Annotated in this window: 16 protein-coding genes; 6 read left to right on the forward strand and 10 right to left on the reverse strand. The window is 56.2% G+C overall.

Going from position 1 to position 19,733, the window contains the following annotated elements; translation table 11 throughout:
• Positions 1-4: 4 nt before the first annotated feature.
• From AC1Q6J_RS01055 to AC1Q6J_RS01100, 10 genes are all read right to left on the reverse strand, one after another.
• Entirely contained in the window at positions 5-1,444 is a 1,440-nt protein-coding gene (locus AC1Q6J_RS01055) for a lipopolysaccharide biosynthesis protein (RefSeq protein WP_492277467.1), read from the reverse strand.
• Positions 1,445-1,446: 2 nt separating this feature from the next.
• Positions 1,447-2,502, reverse strand: a complete 1,056-nt coding sequence (locus AC1Q6J_RS01060; RefSeq protein WP_492277468.1) for an acyltransferase family protein — start codon at positions 2,500-2,502, stop codon at positions 1,447-1,449.
• Positions 2,499-3,644: an acyltransferase family protein gene (locus tag AC1Q6J_RS01065; RefSeq protein WP_492277469.1), complete on the reverse strand. Its 1,146-nt coding sequence runs from the start codon at positions 3,642-3,644 to the stop codon at positions 2,499-2,501. Before AC1Q6J_RS01065 ends, AC1Q6J_RS01060 begins: the two co-directional genes overlap by 4 nt.
• Positions 3,645-3,648: 4 nt before the next feature.
• Positions 3,649-4,746 (reverse strand): glycosyltransferase, encoded by a 1,098-nt coding sequence (locus tag AC1Q6J_RS01070; protein WP_492277470.1) that lies wholly within the window; start codon positions 4,744-4,746, stop codon positions 3,649-3,651.
• A gap of 13 nt (positions 4,747-4,759) precedes the next feature.
• Positions 4,760-6,019 (reverse strand): VpsF family polysaccharide biosynthesis protein, encoded by a 1,260-nt coding sequence (locus AC1Q6J_RS01075; protein ID WP_492277471.1) that lies wholly within the window; start codon positions 6,017-6,019, stop codon positions 4,760-4,762.
• A gap of 155 nt (positions 6,020-6,174) precedes the next feature.
• Positions 6,175-8,487 carry a GumC family protein gene (locus AC1Q6J_RS01080; protein WP_492277472.1) on the reverse strand — a complete coding sequence of 771 codons (2,313 nt, stop codon included), beginning with the start codon at positions 8,485-8,487 and terminating at the stop codon, positions 6,175-6,177.
• Positions 8,468-9,901, reverse strand: a complete 1,434-nt coding sequence (locus AC1Q6J_RS01085; RefSeq protein WP_492277473.1) for an outer membrane beta-barrel protein — start codon at positions 9,899-9,901, stop codon at positions 8,468-8,470. The genes AC1Q6J_RS01080 and AC1Q6J_RS01085 overlap by 20 nt, the downstream gene beginning before the upstream one ends.
• Before the next feature lie 330 nt (positions 9,902-10,231).
• Positions 10,232-10,816, reverse strand: coding sequence for a polysaccharide biosynthesis/export family protein (locus AC1Q6J_RS01090; RefSeq protein ID WP_492277474.1), 585 nt, complete (start codon positions 10,814-10,816; stop codon positions 10,232-10,234).
• 214 nt (positions 10,817-11,030) lie between these two features.
• The gene (locus AC1Q6J_RS01095; protein ID WP_492277475.1) at positions 11,031-11,774 is read right to left on the reverse strand and encodes a metallophosphoesterase family protein; all 744 of its coding nucleotides are present in this window, start codon (positions 11,772-11,774) and stop codon (positions 11,031-11,033) included.
• Between the two features lie 78 nt (positions 11,775-11,852).
• On the reverse strand, positions 11,853-11,987 hold the full coding sequence (locus AC1Q6J_RS01100; protein WP_492277476.1) for a hypothetical protein: 135 nt from the start codon (positions 11,985-11,987) through the stop codon (positions 11,853-11,855).
• 574 nt (positions 11,988-12,561) lie between these two features.
• On the opposite strand from AC1Q6J_RS01100, the gene AC1Q6J_RS01105 reads away from it, so the two are divergent.
• From AC1Q6J_RS01105 to AC1Q6J_RS01130, 6 genes are all read left to right on the forward strand, one after another.
• The gene (locus tag AC1Q6J_RS01105; RefSeq protein WP_492277477.1) at positions 12,562-13,332 is read left to right on the forward strand and encodes a sugar transferase; all 771 of its coding nucleotides are present in this window, start codon (positions 12,562-12,564) and stop codon (positions 13,330-13,332) included.
• A gap of 48 nt (positions 13,333-13,380) precedes the next feature.
• Positions 13,381-14,814 carry a mannose-1-phosphate guanylyltransferase/mannose-6-phosphate isomerase gene (locus AC1Q6J_RS01110; protein ID WP_492277478.1) on the forward strand — a complete coding sequence of 478 codons (1,434 nt, stop codon included), beginning with the start codon at positions 13,381-13,383 and terminating at the stop codon, positions 14,812-14,814.
• Between the two features lie 50 nt (positions 14,815-14,864).
• Positions 14,865-15,656, forward strand: coding sequence for an FkbM family methyltransferase (locus AC1Q6J_RS01115; protein WP_492277479.1), 792 nt, complete (start codon positions 14,865-14,867; stop codon positions 15,654-15,656).
• Positions 15,657-15,732: 76 nt separating this feature from the next.
• Positions 15,733-17,052: a UDP-glucose dehydrogenase family protein gene (locus tag AC1Q6J_RS01120; RefSeq protein ID WP_492277480.1), complete on the forward strand. Its 1,320-nt coding sequence runs from the start codon at positions 15,733-15,735 to the stop codon at positions 17,050-17,052.
• Between the two features lie 236 nt (positions 17,053-17,288).
• Positions 17,289-18,548 carry a Glu/Leu/Phe/Val family dehydrogenase gene (locus AC1Q6J_RS01125; RefSeq protein WP_492277481.1) on the forward strand — a complete coding sequence of 420 codons (1,260 nt, stop codon included), beginning with the start codon at positions 17,289-17,291 and terminating at the stop codon, positions 18,546-18,548.
• 106 nt (positions 18,549-18,654) lie between these two features.
• Positions 18,655-19,578: a helix-turn-helix transcriptional regulator gene (locus tag AC1Q6J_RS01130; RefSeq protein WP_492277482.1), complete on the forward strand. Its 924-nt coding sequence runs from the start codon at positions 18,655-18,657 to the stop codon at positions 19,576-19,578.
• The last annotated feature ends 155 nt before the right edge of the window (positions 19,579-19,733 follow it).

The following is a 19,733-nucleotide window of genomic DNA, read 5'->3' on the forward strand; positions in this document are numbered from 1 at the left end:
ATCGTCAAGATTCGGATTGTTGCGGGCGGGTGCGCAGTACTCTGAACATCGACGGCGCATAGAGTGTGGCGAGCAGAGCGACATAGACCGCCGCTCCACTGGCGATATGTGCCGCCAACGACAAGAAATTTAGAGCTTCCGGCATCAGGCGAAGCACTGCGCTCATGGTGGTGGTCGCAACCGCAATGCGGATGAGGTGGCCAAGCGGCAGCGTCAGCCCGAATTGGGAGAATCCGATGGTGAAGCTCGCGATTGCCGCCGCCGCGGCAGCAACGACAGTCGCGATGGCGCCGCCGAAAATCCCCCAATAGCGGACGAAGACGAAACCAAGAGCGACGGTCATCACCGCGTCGATGCTCGCGACGACGATCATCAAGTGTGTTCGACTATGGAGGAGAAAAACCTGATCGCCAAAGTGGGCGCGCAGATTGCGGATCGCGCCGGCCAGAACCGAAAGCGGCAGAACGGCGAGGGTCACTTGCTGAAAAGGTGCTGCAATCAGCAGATGGACGATCTCCGTACGCAGCATGAAAATTCCCACGATGCTCGGGGCGAGAATGGCGACAAGCAACGCACTATTCTCCGAAAGTTGCTGCATCGCGGCTTTGCTGCCGCTGCTCTCCATTCGCTTCACCGCGATCGGAAAAGCCGCGGCCGTCACCAGCATTGCGGCGACAGCTGCTGCTCTTTGACCGAGGCCGTAACCGACAGCGAACAGGCCCGCCGCAGCGACGCCCAGCATATCGTTGACGATGAAACGCGACGCATTGAGGCCAATCCAGCCAAGCCCGCCGCCGACAATGATCGGAATTCCGTAGTGCAGCGCATGATTGACGATCGCGCGATCTATTGGCCAAAGGCTGCGCCCAATGCCAATCCTCGGTAGTACAATCAGTACGGCAATGAGCTGTGCGACGGCATAACCGGCAAGTGGCCATTCGGGATTCTGGCCAAGCAACCTGATCATCAGAAGCCCGATCAGAAAGCCAATTGCGGGGCCGACTATCTGCTGAATTGAGTATACGCCGATTTTCTGCTGCACGCGAGCGCGCTCGCCGATGTAGAGATTGAGCGACCGGGTGATCACGTAGGCGACGGTGGCTGCCAGAAGTCCGACTTTGGCATCGGGTGCAATCACCAGAAGGAGAATGCCTAGTATGGCGGCGATCTGGATGACGACGGAGACCAGTAGGATAACATTTTCCGTTCGGTGAAAGCGTTGAGCCTCCTCAGCACTCTGGAATCGCCCGAAGAAACGTAGCGCATATTGTGACCACCAGGCGAGAAAGCCTATCTGTAGGAGTTCATGGGTGGCTGTCACCAAAGTGATCACGCCGAGGGTGTGTTCATTGACGACATGAGTCCAGACGATCATCGCGATCAGCTGAAACAGCGGGCCGATGATCTGCGCCGGCATATAGAGTAAGGTATGACGCAATAGCATGGTCAGGCCCCCAGCCAGCTTGAAACGCGAGATGGAAGAACCCGCCGGATCAACATCAGGGCAATGATGCTGACCGACGCTGATACGACAAAAGTGATCGCGAAATCTGTGGCGGCCTCGAACGAGTGTAGCGATGCGTGATCGCGCAGGGCCATCACCACGAAAATGTGCCAGAGATAGATAAAGTAGCTGCCCGAGCCGATGGCCGCGAGAAACGGCGTTCTTAGGTGAAGGACGAACAGCAGGATGCTGAACAGCGCTGCATATCCGAAGAAGGCGACCGAGTCGTAGTCGGCGGCATCGCCTATACTGAAGATCCGGATCGCCGCGTAGATAGCGTAAGCGGCCAATGCGGCGCTCATGACCAGCGCACGCATGTCGCGTAGCGCCAAGCCAATACCGGTCGTCCCGACAAGAGCGCCTAACGCGGCGAAACAAAACCAGAATGGAATGTCGCGCAGACGAACTTCTTGAACAAATGATTCAGAGAAGCCGGCTTTTAACAGAAGCGGATCGAGGTAGCTCCCGGCGACGAGACCGAATGCAATCGAAAGCGCGATGAAGACAACAAGTCGCTGCGAACTGTCAGGGGTGCCGGAGCCTGCCGCTCGAAAGATCAACCACAATCCGATCGTGCAGCCGACGTAGACGAAGACATAGTAATAAACGAAGATGTAGGCGAGAATGAAGCGAGCAATAGTGGTGACGAGTCGATGGTCCATCGCTGGATTGTGCCAAGCCATATAAACGTAGGCAGCGACGAAGGCGATCGCGTAGGGAATGAGCGCGGTCTTGATTCGCTTCCACAAAATGACCCGCCCGGAGAGAGCAGTCAAATATCCGGACACAAACAGGAAAATCGGTACGCAAGGACGTAATGCTGCATCGATCAATTTCGCCCATGAAGTATCCAGTGGCTGCTGAAGCGAATGGATGCCAATCACCATCAGAATGGCGATTCCACGCATGGTATCGATTCCGGAATCCCGGCCGGCGACGCGCTCGCGCTTGTCCTGATGCGCAATCCAGGTTCCCGGCATTCGGACGGCCATTGTCATCGCGTTCCCTCCGACGAGGAAACTGCGGGGATGGTCGTGCGCGAGGCAAAATGCCGGTCACATACGTCGTTGAGGGCGCGCCGCACCGGTGTTTCAAAGAAACGGTAAGACAGGATGCTAGCCCCTGCGAGAGCAGCTATCGCGACGGGCAATAGCGGCAGCTTTCCTCCAGGTAAGTCGGTCAGCGCACGCGCCCCGAAGGTCAGCACCACAGTGGCAACCGGGATGTGCAGCATATAGCAGGAATAGGTATATGCCGAAGCGCGATCGAATTGCAGGCGTGTCAATAATGTTGTTGCGCCGGAATAGTCGCATTGGATAGCGAGAATCGCAATCGCGTACACCGCGACAAGCCCCGCCATTTCTGGAAGCAGCCAGCCAAGCAGGACGAATGCGGATAAGGAGGTGGTCAGCGCCCAAGGGGCGACGGGCCAACGCGCGATCTGGTCGCGGAAGAAATAGCAGGCAACGCCAAGATTGAAGCCCGGCAGCGCCCTGAAAACGCCGCCCTTGTTGATCCATTCAGCCCACGGCTCGGCTCCCGTCGCTGCTCCATAAATGCTGTTTGCGAGTGCGGGAAGTATCACAAGCCCGATGGCCAGTGCTCTGCGCCGCGCCACAAGAAGAGCAGCGAGCGGAAAGAGGAGATAGCAGAACATCTCCGCGGAAAGCGACCAGCTTGGAAAGTTAAATGTTAGCCGCTGTCCATCAAGAGCATGGAGTAACAGAAGCTGAACGAGAACATCCGACAACGGGTAGCGTGCGGGGTTGTCGGTCTTTGCGAGACCGGAATACAGCGCGAAGGCGATGACCAGATAGAACATCAGCGTCGCCAGATGGAGCGGGTAGATTCGCGCCAGCCGGCGCCAAAGGAAACGTCCAATCGAAGGAAGGTCATCAACCTTATCGAGATACTGGCTAGCGATTACAAAACCAGACACCACGAAGAAGAGGTCGACAAACAGGTTGAAATGCAGCGTATGCTCGACCATGAACCGCCCAGCGGAATGATCCTTCGCATAGTCCGAATAGTGCAACACAACGACAGCGCTGGCGGCGATAATTCGCAGTCCATCCAGATGACGTGTGCTGTCTTTTGCGCGCAACAAACCAATCCTCATATTTTCCGCCGCATCGCTCAATTGTTCAGAGCGTGATGTTTCGATCTTTCTGATTGAGCGGTGCGGGTGCGGTCACAGGCCGGGCTTTCCCATGAGCGAGGCGTGCGATGAAGTCGATAACCGCGTCGCGATCCGCTGAAGCCAAGGCATTCCAGCGAGTAAGGTTCTGAGCTGCTCGTGCAGCGTGCAATACTCGCCATTCCGGAACAGAAATCGCCGCGATGATCGTATTTGCAGCCGAAGCGGGATCGGCAGGGTTAATGAAGATGCCGGATTGATCCAGTACTTCCCGGAAGACAGCCGCATCGGGCGCAACAATCGGAAGGCCCGCGTACTGCGCCTCGAGCAGCGGCAGGCCCAAACCCTCTTCGTGAGATGTGCAGATGAACACGTCTGAGTTCTGTAAAATCTGATTAACGCGGTCGCCAGCTTGATATCCGTGCAGGATTACCCCGGGACATTTTTCGAGCTTATTCCAGTCGTCGCCCCAGCCTTGCCGACCGACAATCTCCAGCGTTGCATCGGGGAAACCGTGTGCGCGCAGAGCGGAGAGGATTTTCGTCGCCGCGGCGAAGTTTTTACGCGGTTCGATAGTTCCAAGCGTTACGAGTCGCAACGAGGGCGGCTTTTCTTCGCGTTCACTGCGGCTATCCGGACGTATGTTGAACACGTTCCGTACCGGTGGGCGGTATAGCATGATCTCAGCATCGCTTCGGCAGCATGTGGCGAGCTTGCGTTTGGTGTCAGCCGAGTTAACGAGAAAGCGGGGATAGGTTCGCACCGCAAGCCTGAATGGCTCGGCCATGTACAGTCTGGCGCGCCGGTTGAGATCGTCCCGGCGTGACAGCAAGAAGATATCGTGAATGTACGGAACGACGCGCGTCGCGAACGGCCACAGCAACGGACTTGGCGGAAAGCCGGGACAGAGAAGAATCGATGATGAGTTCAACAGGCGCGCCGGTAACCCCAACGTCTGTGTCGCCACCATTCGCCCGGTACCTTGGGCCAATACCGGAGTTACGTTGAGCGGAGCCAGCGCCTCAGGTGAGAACAACTCGAGCGTAATACGTTCGAGGCCGGTGACGTGGCGTCCGAGATGAGTATGGTCGACATAGATGGTCATTTGAATCTCAATGTCATCGCGGATTTGGATTGATTTGCGGGAAGGTTCGCGCTTTGCGGTGGCGGCTCGCAGGATCTCGCGGCAGCAGCAATGTGATGAGAATGATAAACTGCGCAAATTGTATGTTCTTTGATGAGAAGCTCACCGAGCTTGCTGCGATCACCAGTATCAGCAGAACAATCGCCCACGCTGCGGGATCCGCCCGTTTGAGAACTTCCACAAAAAAGCCGATCAGCCCGATCGTGAGCAAAATCGTGTGAATGATGCCGAATTGCACGATGCAGGAAATCCAGAAGTTTTCGATTCCGTAGTTGAGGCCAAGTTGCGCCTGAAGTGCATTCACGCGGGTAGGATTCGGGCCCATCACCAGTTCGTGCCAATCGAAGTGGGACAGCAGATCGAACGTCGCGAAGCGCGCCAGGGCGCTGCCTTTGTCGGAGGAAAATCGCAGTAGCATTTTGTCGAAGATACCGAGATCGAACGTAGCGAAGATTCCTGCACCCGCGACAAACAACAGGCAGATGGTTCTGATGACCACCGGAAGCGAGACACGCTTCCCGCGCAAGATCAGAAACGCCTCCATCGCCCCGAGAAAACCCATCATCAGCAAAACCGTGACGAGGGCGGTCCGTCCACCGAACGCCATCAGCGATCCGAGGCAAAACGCGATAAGTGGAATCCGGATCATGACGGGCGGGCAGAGAGAAGGGCGAAGGATCAGCGCGAGAATGTAAGCGCCGACAACGCCCGATGCGGTGAGGGGATGTCCGAGGAAAGCTGAGGAGCGCCATTCCCCGATGACCAGCACATCACCGAGGGTTAAGGGTATGAGCCGGTGGCCGGAGAAATATTCATAGTATCCTGCGCAGACATTCAACAGGATAGTGAAGTGAACGGCCCACACCAATGGTTTCCGCTGCGCTGAGGTCGGTTGCCAGATAACAAGACAGAGAACGACCGGCAGCAGGAAGGTATCGATGATAACCGTGAACGGCCGCGTCAGCACGAACATCTGGACGAGCAGGAACGACCAGCAGGCCAGATAGACCAGAATAAGTTTCGATTCGGAAAACATGCGATCGATCTCACCGATCGGATCGCTGTTGCGCACCAGCAGAAGGCCGAAGGCGAGGAACGTAGCGTACGTTGCGGGATGCAGCTTTTCGTAAAAATTACCGCCGGCTGTCAGATAATGTATTTTCCAGTTGGTCAGCATTGCTGACGACAACATGAATGTTGCGACTACTGCCACCAGCATCAGAGCGATGATCATCCGATCGATGATCGAGTTGGCCGCAGCCGGTGCTTGGCCTCGCGTGTGCGGCGGCCAGCGAAGTCCGGCGGTGACGGCATGTCCGCTACGATGTGGCGGAAACGGCCCATTCGTTGAAATTGCGCGCGTGGATCTATTCATCGGCCCACGCACCCTCATTCCGCCGGCCTGGGCTTCAGTCCTGTGGTGCCGTACGGCTTGAGATAAGCGGAGCTGCGGTAGTAGTCGTAGAAACGAAGGCGGCTGAGATCGACACGCGTCAGCACCGTTCCGAGAATCCGGTCATGAACCGGCGACAGCAGGTTGATCGTGTGGGAGACGACCTCCTGAGGTGTCTGATCCCACCCCATAGCCAGGATGATGCGATCGGAAAGTTCGGCCAGCGCGCGACCATCAACCAATGGAACGAGGGGCGGAGAGTCGATGATGATCAACTCGTAATGTTGGCGCAGGTGGTCGAGAATATCGACAATCCGCTCGGAGAACATCAACTCGGTTATTAGATCAACATCCTTCGCCGCAGGTGATGGCAGAATCGAAAGCCCGGAACTCCGGTCCAACAGGATCGCCCGATCTAGCGATGTTTGGCCCATGGCGACTTCCATCAACCCGGCGTCGGCGTGCGGCGCGAGCGCGCGCGTCAGTTGAGGATTGCGGAGATCACCATCGATCAGAAGCGTCTTGATACCAAGAGTAGCGAGCGAGAGTGCGAGGTTGGCGGCAAGCGTTGTCTTACCCTCATTGTCGAGCGCGGAAGTGATCAGCACGACCTTGAGTGGCTGGATACGCATGGTGCGTTGAAGTGCAAGACGGACCGCACGGATAGCTTCCGCAAAAAAGGTGCCTGGCTCGTCGATCGCATAACGCATCAATGGCGGCTGCAGAGGAGGCGGCAACAGCCTCATAGTCCGCGGGTTATACCGGCCGAGTTCATCCCGTCCGCGTTGGGCTCGGGCGGCCAGTTCGCGCGTGCCGATCAGGGGAACGGCCGCGAGCGCCGGCACGCCGGAAATCGTCTCCGCCTGCTCAAGCGTCTTGATGCGGCAGTCGAGATAGTCGGCAAGGAATGCGAAAACGCAGCCGCCTCCCAGGCCAAGCATTATCGCGAGGCCCAGAATGAGCATGGTCTTGGGGGAGGACGGCCGGATTGGAATGCTGGCCCGTGTGACTACACGGGAATCCGGCATTTCGAGGCTTTCCTGTGCCGACGTTTCTTTGTAGCGGGCCAAATAGGATTCATAGAGCGTCCGGTTGGCTTCGGCCTCCCGCTGAAGCTCATGCAGGCGCACCAAGGCCTGACCGGACGAACTCGACACGCCCTGAACCTGATCGAGGCTCTGCTGCAATGATGCTTCGCGGGAGCGGGCTACATCGTAGTCATGTTGGGTGCTGTCAAGAATACGGCGAATTTCCTCGTTGATGAGGCGCTGGGTGTCCTTCAGCTGAGCGCGGACATTGGCGACGAGGGGGTGGCGCGGACCGTATTTGCTAGCGAGGTCTGCCTCGTTCTTGGCTATATCCGCATACTGCGTGCGCAACTTGGTAATCATATCCGACGTAATGGCCGCGTTGATGCCGCCGGGATCACTGCCGGATTTGGATAGCTGTTGTACCTGATCGTACTTTGCTCGTGCTTCGGCAGTTTGGGCGCGGGCGGCGATCAATTTATTATTGAGGTCGGTAATCTGCTGGTCGTTCACCGTAACGCCCTGAGACACCGACAAGTTGTTACTCGCGCGGAAGTCTTCTACGGCCTGCTCTGATGCAACGACGCGCGATTTCAACCCCTCGATCTGGCCATTCAGCCAACTAGCGGCGATCTTTGTTGCATCGTATTTGGCGCGAACCTGTTCCTCGAAATAGCTCTCCGCGATTCCATTGGCGATTGCTGCGGCTTTGCGCGGTTCAATCGAACTAACATTAATGTCGACAAGAAAGGTGGTACCTTGTCGCGTGACCTTCATGCGCTTTTGAAGAATCTCGACCGACCTTGCTTTCGCAGCATCCTCCGGGCTGGCGCCTTCTGCTGGACCACCGCTGTTGAACAGCCGTTTGACTGGATCGAGAATTCCAGGTGTCGGCGTGAATTCTGGATCCGCCGTGAGCTTGAGCTTCTCGACCACCCGCTGGAGGATCGCCACCGACTGAATCAGTAATGTCTGGCTCTCGATGGTGGCGTCATCGGTGCCGAAGTTCGACAGCACCGTCTGGCTGGTATCAACCACGTTGGCGCGACGTGGATCGACCAGAACAGTAGACGTCGCTGTATAAAGAGTGCTGACCACCATCAGGTAAATCAGCGCGACCACGACCAGCGTCAGGGGAACCGCTGCAACTGTCCTCCAGCGCCGTCGCAAGATACGCGCCATCTCACGCAGATCCACGGTCGGTTGTTGCCATCGCCCTGGCGATGCGCCCGCTGGCTCGTCCAAAGCTTGAAGATCATGATCAGAACTGCGCTGTAACATTGATTCCTACCTGATGTTTGTCGAAGCTGAAGGCGGGAATGTCGCTGTTGCGCTCGGTATATCTATGAAAAACGGAAATAGCGCTGTATCGGTTCATCAGGTATTTGATGCGCGCATCGGATGAAATGACCTTGTCCTTGCGTTGCTGTCCGAAGAATCGGTCGTTCTCATAGCTGCCGGACAGCGACGCGATCACGTTGCGGCGCAGCTCATAATCGAGACCAAGTTGAAAGGCGTTTGCCAGCACGCCGGTAGAACTCGTGTCGGACGTTTGCGTCACGATCTGCTCAGCCTTGACGTGGATATCGAGCAGGCGAGTCGGGCGCCAAGTCAGCATGGCGCGGTAGGACGGGCCTTCGATAGAGCCGATCGACGGATCGTCAAAGCGTTGCTGGACATACCCCGCGCCGAGTTCGCCGGTGAGAAGATTGGTGAAGCCGACCGTAAGCCCAGAAAGAGCTCGATAGCCCTGTGAGTCGAGCGTTTGCGCAGGTGTTCCGCGAATGTTGCGCTGATTGCCCTCGACACCGGCGAACCAGCCAAGAACGGGTGAAAATGCATAGTCGACGCGGCTGTGAAGTGAGTAGATCTGGCCGTCGCGGCCGTCCTGGTTGATAATTGATCCATCCTGGGCGCGCGTTTGGCCGAAGTCATAGGAGTCGATGCGCATGCCGACCGATGTCGTGATCCGGTTGAATTCCTTCCGAACGGTCAGGTCGCCCGAAAAGAGGTCGTAGGGCGTCGGTGAGATGGCGTTGACCGGCGAACTCAGTGTTCCAACACCTTCGTTCAAATGAGCGATCTGAAAGTTGGCGAGGACAGCCAGATCGTGCGCAATGTCGAACCATCCGTTGCCATATAAACTGGCATTGGTCTGATTGAGACTGGAGTTCTCATTATATGTGGTCGACTGTGCATCCAGCTTAAGGTCGAGACCATGCCTCTCCCAAAGCGTGTGGGCGCGCAACGAGGGTTCAAACACCGCAGCAATATCCGGGCGTTTCGTGGTGCTTGAGGAAAACACGTTGCTGTCGTAGAGGCCGCCGGAAATCAGCTTGGGGCTGAACATCCAGGAGCCAGCGCGTATCCCGACCGGTTCATATCCGGGCTGCTGTCGCTTTTTCACGGGCATATCCTCGGGCTGAATCTCTTCGCGCGTGTCTGGATCGGTCATACTTGGCAGCGAAGACGGTTCGAAGATCCGCTGCGCGTTCCAGGGGGCAGCTAGTTGCTCAGTAGTTAACGGTATCACCTGTGCATTCGAGGGTGACGCAAGACCGAGCATGAGTGCCGCTGCCGGCCATCGCGTTGCCCTCAAGCGTGCAATTCTTGGTCCACGACGGCAGGGCTGTGAGCCGAGTCGTTCGTGATTTTTTGTTTCGTTCAACGCCGTCAATGCAACAACACGCTTCATTCACTGACCCTTGCGGGCGGCATTCATCCCGAGCGACGGCGATGAGGCTTCAATTTCTCTTCTTCGCCCGCGCAGTCGTCGAGTGTTCGCTTACCAAGGCATCAGAATGGATACAATTTATGCACTCGACAGTGTCGCAAGATTTCTTTCTCCAACTCATGAGAGACGAATTTTCATTCGTCATCATGTTCTATGTGCGTCGCGAAAAAAGTCTCACCTCAAAGAGACGACACTATGGCGATGCAACAGATGCGCCATCAATCGATGCTGTAATTGGACGGAAAGCTCTAAAGTGAGGAATGAGAAAGTACGAAGCAACGATGACGTGCGTCAGAAGAAGCGTTCGGGAACCCGGATGTTGTCGCCGGGATAGATGAGAACGGGCGCATCGAGCGGATAAACTTCTTCTCCTGCGCCACCAGAACGACGCAAGTAGACTTTGTTTTCGTTGGCACGATATGTGAATCCGCCGGCACTTGCGATCGCATCCAGCACTGTCATGCCGACACGATATGGATACTCTCCGCTCTTCTTGACTTCACCGAGAATATAGAAGGGCCGATAGAGGGCTATCTCAACATTGACACGAGGATCGCGCACGATCCCCTTTGACAAGGCTGACGTGATCGACTGCTCGAGCTGACGCGTTGTCAATCCGGCCGCCCTGATGCGGCCAGCAAGCGGAATAGAGACGTAACCGCTGCTGTCAATTTCGTATTCACCGGCGACGTCGGGTTCGCCGTAAACTTTCACACGAACTCTGTCGGTCGGTCCGAGCGCATATGTTCCAGAAATCGAACCGGCCGAAGAACTATTCTTCTGAGCGATCGCTTCGGAGCCAAATCTTGCGGTGATGCCGATTGTCATCATGACAACAAGTAGTAATCGCGCGATGCGGACGAACGTTTGCGGCATGACTCAACCCCACTCTACTTACAAGCCGCTGTATCGATCGATGGATCGAACCCCAAAAAGAGCGACGTGTGATGATAGTCGGGAAAACAAGGCGAAAGAATGTGATAACTTGTTCCAATGTGTCTTCGGATCTGTTCCAAACACTGCGCATAAATACAGCGCACAAAAAAAACAGCATCGGATCCTTGTTCAAAAAATCAATTCGGCGGCGGCCTCACAGCACGAGAACTGTAGAGCCTTCTATCGCGATGCATGTGAGAGTTCCCGTTCGCCACGCACCGGTGTCGATGTTGATGCGGTTGCTGCGAATATCCGGATGATTCACCGGCGTATGGCCATGCACGACCAACTTGCCATGATTTAACGTCGAGTTCAGGAATTCGTCACGTATCCAAAGTAGGTCTTCGGGGTCTTGCTGCTCTATGGGGGCGCCAGGCCGTATCCCTGCATGGACGAAGACAAAATCACCACACACGAAACTATTGCGGAGACATTGCAGGAACAATTCATGTGCGCGCGGAAGGGAGTGGAGCAGCCACTGCCGAATTTCGTATGGCGTCATTGTTCCCGTGCGAGCGCGCGGAACAACGCCGTAAGACGCCAACGTTTGAAGGGCGCCGAGCTGAATCCAGTGACGGATAGTCTCAGCATCATCCCAAAGAAACCTCTCGAGGATGGCTTCATGATTGCCCCGAAGGCAGACCGCGTGTCGCCGGACAAGCCGCACTGCGAGTTGATCCAGTACTCCCTTTGAATCTGGCCCTCGATCTATGTAATCGCCGAGATAGACCTCAACTGCATAATTAATGGGCCTGCGTTGAAGGTCATCCTCGATGCGATCGATTGTTTCGGCCAACAAGTCGGCGCGACCGTGAATGTCGCCTATAGCGTAGATTCTCGTCTCCGCAGGCACGGCAGCTGGGATCGTTCTTGACGGATGGGTAGAACCGGATCGCATTGCTGGAGTTCGTCATGAAAAAGTTCCGCGGTCAATTCGCGTCACTATTTCAGTGCTTATGTGTCGCTGGGGTGAGCCTTAGGAAAAAATCAGTCGAACTACCCAGATGATGAGAGCCCAGGCAGCGATATTGGCGAGAATCAGCCAGTTCCTCAGCCGGCGGCTGGTGCCCTTTACCGGCAACGACGAGATGTTCACATGCTCAGCGATCATCGGTGGTTCCGCGGAGTGCGCGGGCGACATATGCGAGTCGTCGCCGACCGTTGTCTTAATGTTCTGTAGCCGGACAACCATCTGCGGGCTCACCAGGAGCTGAAAACTCTGCTTCAGGGAATCTAATAAGTGTCTTTTAGTTTTTAGTGAATGGACCTGCTCAAAATATCGCCGCGCATGGCGCAGCCTTCATCGAATCAACAGTGCGCTCGTTTGATTCGATAATCGACTCAAATTTCCAAAATTGTCCACGCCAGTGATAGTGCATGGCTGCGTCAACCAGACCGCAGCGTAAGAAATTGGCATCCCGATCTAAGCGCTTCGCAGCGCGACAATATTTCGCGTCGCAAAATTTTAGCGACAACTCGACGCGAGTCATGCGCGCAAGTTTTTCGTTTTGCTGCCCCATTTCGTACAAAACTTTAGGAAAACTTTAGCGGACGGAAGGTTGGCGCCTTCGTCATGCAAGTCCTTCTCTCGCGATTGCGAGAGACTGTGTTGCCGGTGCAAGTGCCGCTGCTTTCTGTGCGCGTCGAGTTCCACTTCTGTGGACGTCCAATTGAGAGCGAGAGAAATGGCCGCGACAGTCACAACCCGCTTTGTCCAGGACAATTCGTCAACGCTTTGGAAGGGACCGAGGCTGATCTCGGTTCGGCCCGTGGAGTACGCCAGCAGCAGTCCGTACCGCACTCACAACGCTTATCGTGGCCGCCGTCCTGCTCACGTTGCAGGCAACGAGCCGGCATCCGCGCTCAGCAAGCGGATTTTCGATGCGACGGCAGCGAGCCTTGCGCTGCTGTTCTTTGCACCGCTTTTGATAGCGATCGCGATTGCGATCAAGACGACGTCGCGCGGGCCGGTATTCTTTCAGCAGTATCGCTACGGGTACCGCAATCGCTTGTTCAGAATTTACAAGTTTCGCTCAATGCACGTCGATCTCGGTGATGTCGCTGGCGTCAGACAAACGGTGCAGGGCGATTCCAGGGTCACACGCGTTGGAAAAATCCTGCGAAGCACGAGCCTCGACGAGATTCCGCAACTCATCAATGTCGTTAAGGGCGAGATGTCTCTCGTTGGGCCGAGACCTCATGTGCCGGGTATGCTCGCAGCTCATATGCCCTACGAGGATTTGGTCCCGTACTATTTTCAGCGACACACGGCGCGACCAGGGATTACAGGCCTCGCTCAGGTGAGTGGATGTAGGGGCAGCACAGTCGAGCCTGGCTTGGCGATTGCGCGGATCGATCATGATCTCGAGTACATCGCGAAGTGGTCGCTCCGGATGGATATGATGATCATCGCGCAGACAGTCCGCAGAGAATTCCTATCGGGAAATGGCTTCTGAATTGAATTTTCGTCCAATCGTTTTAGCAAGCATATGGGGACAACGAGGATGACGAAGCGACAAGACCGTATTGTCCCCGTTCTCTTGTCGGGCGGCACTGGTTCGCGATTGTGGCCGTTGTCTCGAGAGATTTATCCCAAGCAGCTTCTCTCCCTGCTTGGCAAACAGACACTGCTTCAGCAAACGGCGCTGCGGGTGAGCGATTCGTCGATGTTCGGTCGAACAATGGTGATCGCTAATGCTGAACATCGTTTTGCAATCGCCGAGCAGCTGCGGTCACTCGGTATCGCGCAACCGACCATGGTGCTTGAGCCATTCGGGCGGAATACGGCACCGGCCATCGCAATTGCCGCACTTGTTGCGACTGAATCTGATCCCGATGCGATCATCCTCGCCATGCCAGTGGATCATTGGATTCGAGATGTCACGGTGTTCCAGGCCGCAGTGGCTGCCGGAATGACTGCAGCTCGGAATGGAAAGTTCGTCCTGTTCGGATTGCGACCGACGGCTCCGACGACGGGTTTTGGCTATATTCGCGCTGCGGATCAGCTAGCCGCGGCCCCTGGGGTTTGCGACGTCGCCAGCTTTGTGGAAAAGCCAGACCTCGCCACGGCCGAGCGACTTTTGGTTGCCGGGGATCATCTCTGGAATAGCGGAATCTTTCTCCTGCCAGCCCGGATACTCATCGAAGAGATGGCGCGGTTGATCCCGGATGTGCTGGCTGCGTGCAGGGCAGCGCTGGCGGGTGGCACGCGGGATTTGGATTTTCTGCGCCTCGATGAGAATGTCTTCAGGACCTGTCCATCAATATCGTTTGATTATGCCGTGATGGCGAAGACGGACCGGGCCGCTGTTGTCCCTGCGGATTTTGATTGGAGCGATATCGGAAGCTGGTCCGCTCTATGGAAATTGGGCGATAAGGATGTATCCGGCAACGTCGCGATTGGCGATGTGGTCATGGAAGGCGCAGCCGGGTGCTATGTTCGCGGCGAGGGGCCTCTCGTTGCTGCACTCGGCGTCGAGGATCTCATCATTACTGCAACGCCAGATGTTGTTCTCGTGGCGTCCAAGAACCGCGATCAGGATGTTGCAAGGCTTGTCGCGAGGCTGAAAGCCGAAGGTCATCGTTCAGCGACCCAGACTCAATCCGTCCACCGGCCTTGGGGATACTATCAGTCTATTCACGCTGGCGATCGCTTCCAGGTTAAGCGCATTACGGTGAATCCAGGTGCGAAACTGTCGCTACAGAAACATTTTCATCGCGCCGAACACTGGGTAGTGGTCAACGGCACCGCGATTGTTACGCGAGATGATGAAGAGATTCTGTTGCGCGAGAATGAATCGATCTTTGTTCCGCTCGGGTGCATGCATCGTCTCGAAAACCCCGGCAAGGTACCGCTTAATCTGATTGAGGTTCAGTCGGGTCCGTACCTTGGCGAGGACGATATTGTTCGCATCGAAGACATCTACCACCGGGTTTGAAACCCGAATTATGTGCGTCACATCAGTGTCTATATAAATGAGGGTTTGCGATGAATACCGTGAGACAGGCAAAGAACGTGCTCAAGGAAGCATTTCCGTCGCTTTGGTTGCACTGGCATTTCATGCACCGCCCCAAATCTGCGGAAGTCGAACTCGCATTCCTGAACAAAATTGTTTCCGGTGATGCGATCACCGTAGATGTGGGCGCAAATTGCGGCCTCTATACACGCGAGCTTGCGCGACTTTCACGGTATGTCCATGCATTCGAGCCCTCGCGTGAGATGGCTAAGGTTCTTCGGCAGACCTCGGCACCGAATGTGGTGGTGTATGAAATCGCGTTGTCCGATCACGAGGGAAAAGCGGAGCTGCTGATTCCGCTAGGTGAGGAAGGAGCGGTGCATGGTCTTGCATCGCTTGAGCCGCGGGTTGCGTTTTCCGCCGACTCCTGCGCGGTACAGAGCGTTCCGACTGCTCGCCTCGACGAGATCATCCGGGACGAGGTCACGTTTGTGAAAATCGATGTGGAAGGCCACGAATTGAACGTTCTGCATGGTGCGGTCGGACTGCTTGAACGGAGTCAGCCGGTTTTCCTTGTCGAAGCCGAAGACCGGCATCGGGAGTCGGCGACGGAATCCCTGTTCGAGTTCTTCCAGGAAAGAGACTACAGCGGTTTCTTTGTAGAAGACGGAGACATTGTTCCGGTAGAGCAGTTTGATGCTGGCATCTTTCAGGATGTCAGCTCGTTGTTGCCCGACGGCGGGCGCAAGAGCGGACGCGCCTACATCAATAATTTCTTCTTCTTCCCGCCCGGCAGAGATGGATGGGCAGTCTTGTCCAGCTAGAACAGTTTCTCCGCACAAACTCAAATGCCGTGCGCAGAACGCGCCGCAAGGTCGGCTTGGCCGGACAGGATGATCAATGCGTATTGCCATGGTTGGAGCGGGGTATGTGGGGCTGGTTTCCGGGGCGTGTTTTGCGGATTTCGGACACCATGTGGTTTGCATCGACAATGATGCGGAGAAGGTTGCAGCGCTTGGCCGCGGTGAAATTCCGATTTACGAGCCGGGCCTCGCCGAACTTGTGGGGAGCAACGTGAAACAACGTCGTCTGACCTTCGCCTATGACATGGCGCCGGCGATCGATGGAGCCGATGTTGTTTTTATTGCGGTCGGAACGCCGTCGCGCCGTGGCGATGGCCATGCCGATCTTTCTTACGTCTACGCCGCTGCTCGTGAGATTGCTGATACGCTTTCCGGTTTCACGGTCATAGTGACGAAATCGACCGTACCGGTTGGCACCGGCGATGAAGTCGAGCGCCTTGTTCGCGAACAGAGGTCTGACGCGAAATTCGCAGTCGTATCGAATCCCGAGTTTCTTCGCGAAGGCGCCGCGATCCGTGATTTCAAGCATCCCGACCGCATTGTCATCGGTACCGACGACGCTCGGGCGCGGGATGTTATGGCCGAGGTATATCGGCCGTTGTATCTCAATGCTGCGCCGATTGTTTATACTGATCGCCGCACCGCTGAGCTGACAAAATATGCGGCGAATTCCTTTCTCGCGACCAAGATCGCCTTCATCAACGAGATTGCTGATCTCGCCGAGAAAGTAGGCGCGAATGTGCAGGAGGTGGCCAGGGGGATTGGCCTTGATAATCGCATCGGCGCCAAGTTCCTGCATGCAGGTCCAGGATATGGCGGATCATGTTTTCCGAAAGACACGTTGGCGCTGATCAAGACCGGACAGGATAACGAGGCGCCGCTGCGCATTATCGAGACTGTCGTCGCAGTAAACGATCAGCGTAAGCGCGCCATGGCGCGCAAGGTCGCGAATGCCTTCGGCGGAAATCTGCGTGGAAAATCCGTCGCTGTCCTGGGCGTGACATTCAAGCCAAACACCGACGACATGCGTGACGCGCCGTCCATTCCGTTGGTTACGGCTCTCCAGGACATGGGAGCAATCGTGAGTGTATTCGATCCTGTCGGCATGGAACAGGCGAGGAAGGTGCTCGAAGGCGTAACCTTCTGCGACGATGCTTATACATGTGCGAAGGGTGCTCACGCGCTCGTCATCGTTACCGAGTGGGAGCAATTTCGCGCGCTCGATCTGAAGGAGATGGCGGCGATCATGGCTACTCCCGTCATTGTGGACCTTCGCAATATTTACTCGCCGGACGAAGCCTCTCGAAACGGCTTTCTGTATTGCGGGGTGGGGCGACGGCAGCCGGTGGTATACTGATTTCCGAACCGTTTGGAGAATGGCCTGAAGCGCTGATGCAGCGCAGCATCAGCGATCCGTCGCTTAACTCTGGTCGCGAATTTCCGCAGCCAACGTGCGCTCGACTTGCTAATGTGCGGATGAAGAATCGCGGGCAGTCGTCCCTCGACGATTCTCATGCTCTCGCGTAGCCATCGGTGTATCCCCGCCTAGCAGAAGTAGCCAGCTCCACCTCCAATCATGCAGGTACGAAATAGATGACAGTCTATAGCGGTCCAGTTTTTGACATGGCGGTGAATCAGTTCAGCGTCATCGCGGACTATCTGGCGATCCCACAGGACGATCGTGGCAGACTTCTCATGCCGAAGCGCGCGGTTGTTATTTCATGTCCCGTCCATCGTGACGACGGGTCGACGGCGGTCTTCGAGGGATATCGCGTTCAGCATCATCTGACTCTTGGCCCGACTAAAGGAGGGACGCGGTTTGCTGCAAGCGTTGATCTTGGTGAAGTTGCCGCCTTGGCGATCTGGATGAGCTGGAAGTGCGCGCTCGTTGGGTTGCCTTACGGCGGCGCGAAAGGAGGTATTGGTGTCGATCCCTTGAGCTTGTCCGCACGCGAGCTGGAATCCTTGTCTCGCCGCTACATGCAGGAGATGATTCCGTTCGTAGGGCCGCACGTCGACGTTATGGCACCTGATATGGGAACGAACGAGCAGGTGATGGCGTGGTTCATGGATACATACTCGATGTATCAGGGACGCACTGTCACGGAAATCGTAACCGGCAAGCCAGTAAGCGCGGGCGGGACCTTGGGTCGGCGGGAAGCGACGGGACGCGGGGTCGCTCATCTGGCTAAGCGCGTGATGCTTGAGCGCGCGATCAGCTTGAACAACGCGACGGCGGTGGTTCAAGGTTTCGGAAACGTCGGATCGGTCGCGGCTGCTGAGCTGCAAGCGATGGGTGTGACTGTCATCGCAGTCAGCGATCATACCTGCGCCCTGCATCGTACCGCAGGTTTGGACGTAACCTCTCTAATCAGGCATGTCACCGAGCACGGGAGCCTTCAAGGTTACTCCAACGAATTGACGTGCGATCCGTCCAATGTCCTGACGCTGCCTTGCGATGTCCTTGTGCCGGCGGCCACCGAGCGCGTCATCGATGCGAACGTAGCCAAACGGCTGCAATGCAAGGTTCTTGCCGAAGGTGCGAATGGCCCCACGACACCGGATGCAGATCTCGTGCTTGAAAAGCGCCAAGATGAAATTTTCCTGATACCGGACATTCTGTGCAATGCCGGTGGTGTTGTGGTTAGCTATTTCGAGTGGGTTCAAGATCTGCAGCAGCTGTTCTGGGAAGAGGAAGAGGTAATGCGGCGCGAGTACCAGATCCTCGATCGCGCGTTCGATCAGATGACTGTGCGCGCGAAGCGCGACAAGGTATTCAATCGGACCGCCGCAATGGCCATCGGAGTGGAGCGCGTTCGCGCCGCAAAAACGATGCGTGGGCTGTTTCCATAGACGGAAGAACTACACCCCGCTGTTTCTAATAGCTCTAAATTCGCCTCTAGCCCGTTGAGGACGAGGGGGAGGGGCGTCATAGTGGTGGTTTAGAGTGCCCCGCCACATGACAGATCTTCACAGCCTGATTATTGACGATTACCGCATTCTCGATAGCGAGAATCGTCCTGTTGAAGACACGTTTTCCAAAAACATGGTTTGGCTGGATAATCCCGGCTGTATTCTTAATCCCGGAGATCTCCACCTACCGAATGATCTTCGCACACAGGGGACCATGAAGCCCGGTCTCTATATGACGATCGTGCTTGAAGGCACGGGCGAGAGTTGTGCGCGTGATGGTCCGGAAAAGATCCGCTATTCTGAGAACAAATTGCTGGGAATGGCGATACGTGAGCCAACACCATGCATCGGCGAAGCTCCCGGCGGCGCCATACGGGCTGTCGGTATTGCCTTCCCCCGCTCATCGATCACGGCGCTAGGCCTCGAACAAGAGTTTCTCGATCTGTTCAAGGCAACGGAGCGGCCAGTGCTGGCGTTTTCGGTGCAAGCGCCGCCACGAATTCAGGCCATCGCGTCGGAGATTTTGTCACCGGGGATCGACGGTCAGGCAGCAAAATTGCTGATGAGCGCGCAGGCGACAGAAATATTGGCGAGGGGCATGTTTGCGATACGCCACAATGTTGAACTGATAAATCCTGTCGACCAAAAGCGGGCACGACTTCAGTCTGCGAAGGACATGATGGACGCGGACCTGCGTTATCCCTGGACGATCGCCGAACTGGCGCGCCGGGCCGGCTCAAGTCGCCGATCCTTCAACCTGCGCTTTCGTGCTGCCTATGGCGTCAGCGCTATCGACTATCTGAGAACGAGACGGCTTGAGGTCGCACGCGAGGCGCTGGTGTATCAAAATCTGTCGGTAACCGAAGCCGCAGATCTCGTCGGCTACACAAATCCCGCGAATTTCGCGACGGCATTCCGGAAGCACTTTGGCTTGATTCCAAGGCTCTTCCGCAGCCAGGCGTTATCCTAGCAAGAGCCACAGAGGCTGTCAGTGCGTCTTAAATGCCGCACTGGTGTAGCAACGCGGCTACCTTTGAGAACATCAACATGCAATCAAAGGGTTTTTGCGTGCCCGCAAAGGCGACCCCGAGCCAAATCTGCTTTCTCCATGCGTGACAGCTGAAA

The sequence above is a fragment of the Afipia sp. MLSD5-FHT05B12 genome (assembly GCF_058793355.1).

Excerpts from the sequence above, each read along its gene's own strand:
- AC1Q6J_RS01060 (WP_492277468.1), bottom strand. The coding sequence starts at position 2,502 with ATGACAATGGCCGTCCGAATGCCGGGAACCTGGATTGCGCATCAGGAC.
- AC1Q6J_RS01055 (WP_492277467.1), bottom strand. The coding sequence starts at position 1,444 with ATGCTATTGCGTCATACCTTACTCTATATGCCGGCGCAGATCATCGGC.
- AC1Q6J_RS01090 (WP_492277474.1), bottom strand. The coding sequence starts at position 10,816 with ATGCCGCAAACGTTCGTCCGCATCGCGCGATTACTACTTGTTGTCATG.
- AC1Q6J_RS01130 (WP_492277482.1), top strand. The coding sequence starts at position 18,655 with ATGACAGATCTTCACAGCCTGATTATTGACGATTACCGCATTCTCGAT.
- AC1Q6J_RS01075 (WP_492277471.1), bottom strand. The coding sequence starts at position 6,019 with ATGATCATCGCTCTGATGCTGGTGGCAGTAGTCGCAACATTCATGTTG.
- AC1Q6J_RS01110 (WP_492277478.1), top strand. The coding sequence starts at position 13,381 with ATGACGAAGCGACAAGACCGTATTGTCCCCGTTCTCTTGTCGGGCGGC.
- AC1Q6J_RS01115 (WP_492277479.1), top strand. The coding sequence starts at position 14,865 with ATGAATACCGTGAGACAGGCAAAGAACGTGCTCAAGGAAGCATTTCCG.
- AC1Q6J_RS01070 (WP_492277470.1), bottom strand. The coding sequence starts at position 4,746 with ATGACCATCTATGTCGACCATACTCATCTCGGACGCCACGTCACCGGC.
- AC1Q6J_RS01080 (WP_492277472.1), bottom strand. The coding sequence starts at position 8,487 with ATGTTACAGCGCAGTTCTGATCATGATCTTCAAGCTTTGGACGAGCCA.
- AC1Q6J_RS01125 (WP_492277481.1), top strand. The coding sequence starts at position 17,289 with ATGACAGTCTATAGCGGTCCAGTTTTTGACATGGCGGTGAATCAGTTC.
- AC1Q6J_RS01120 (WP_492277480.1), top strand. The coding sequence starts at position 15,733 with ATGCGTATTGCCATGGTTGGAGCGGGGTATGTGGGGCTGGTTTCCGGG.
- AC1Q6J_RS01100 (WP_492277476.1), bottom strand. The coding sequence starts at position 11,987 with ATGATCGCTGAGCATGTGAACATCTCGTCGTTGCCGGTAAAGGGCACC.
- AC1Q6J_RS01105 (WP_492277477.1), top strand. The coding sequence starts at position 12,562 with ATGGCCGCGACAGTCACAACCCGCTTTGTCCAGGACAATTCGTCAACG.
- AC1Q6J_RS01095 (WP_492277475.1), bottom strand. The coding sequence starts at position 11,774 with ATGCGATCCGGTTCTACCCATCCGTCAAGAACGATCCCAGCTGCCGTG.
- AC1Q6J_RS01085 (WP_492277473.1), bottom strand. The coding sequence starts at position 9,901 with ATGAAGCGTGTTGTTGCATTGACGGCGTTGAACGAAACAAAAAATCAC.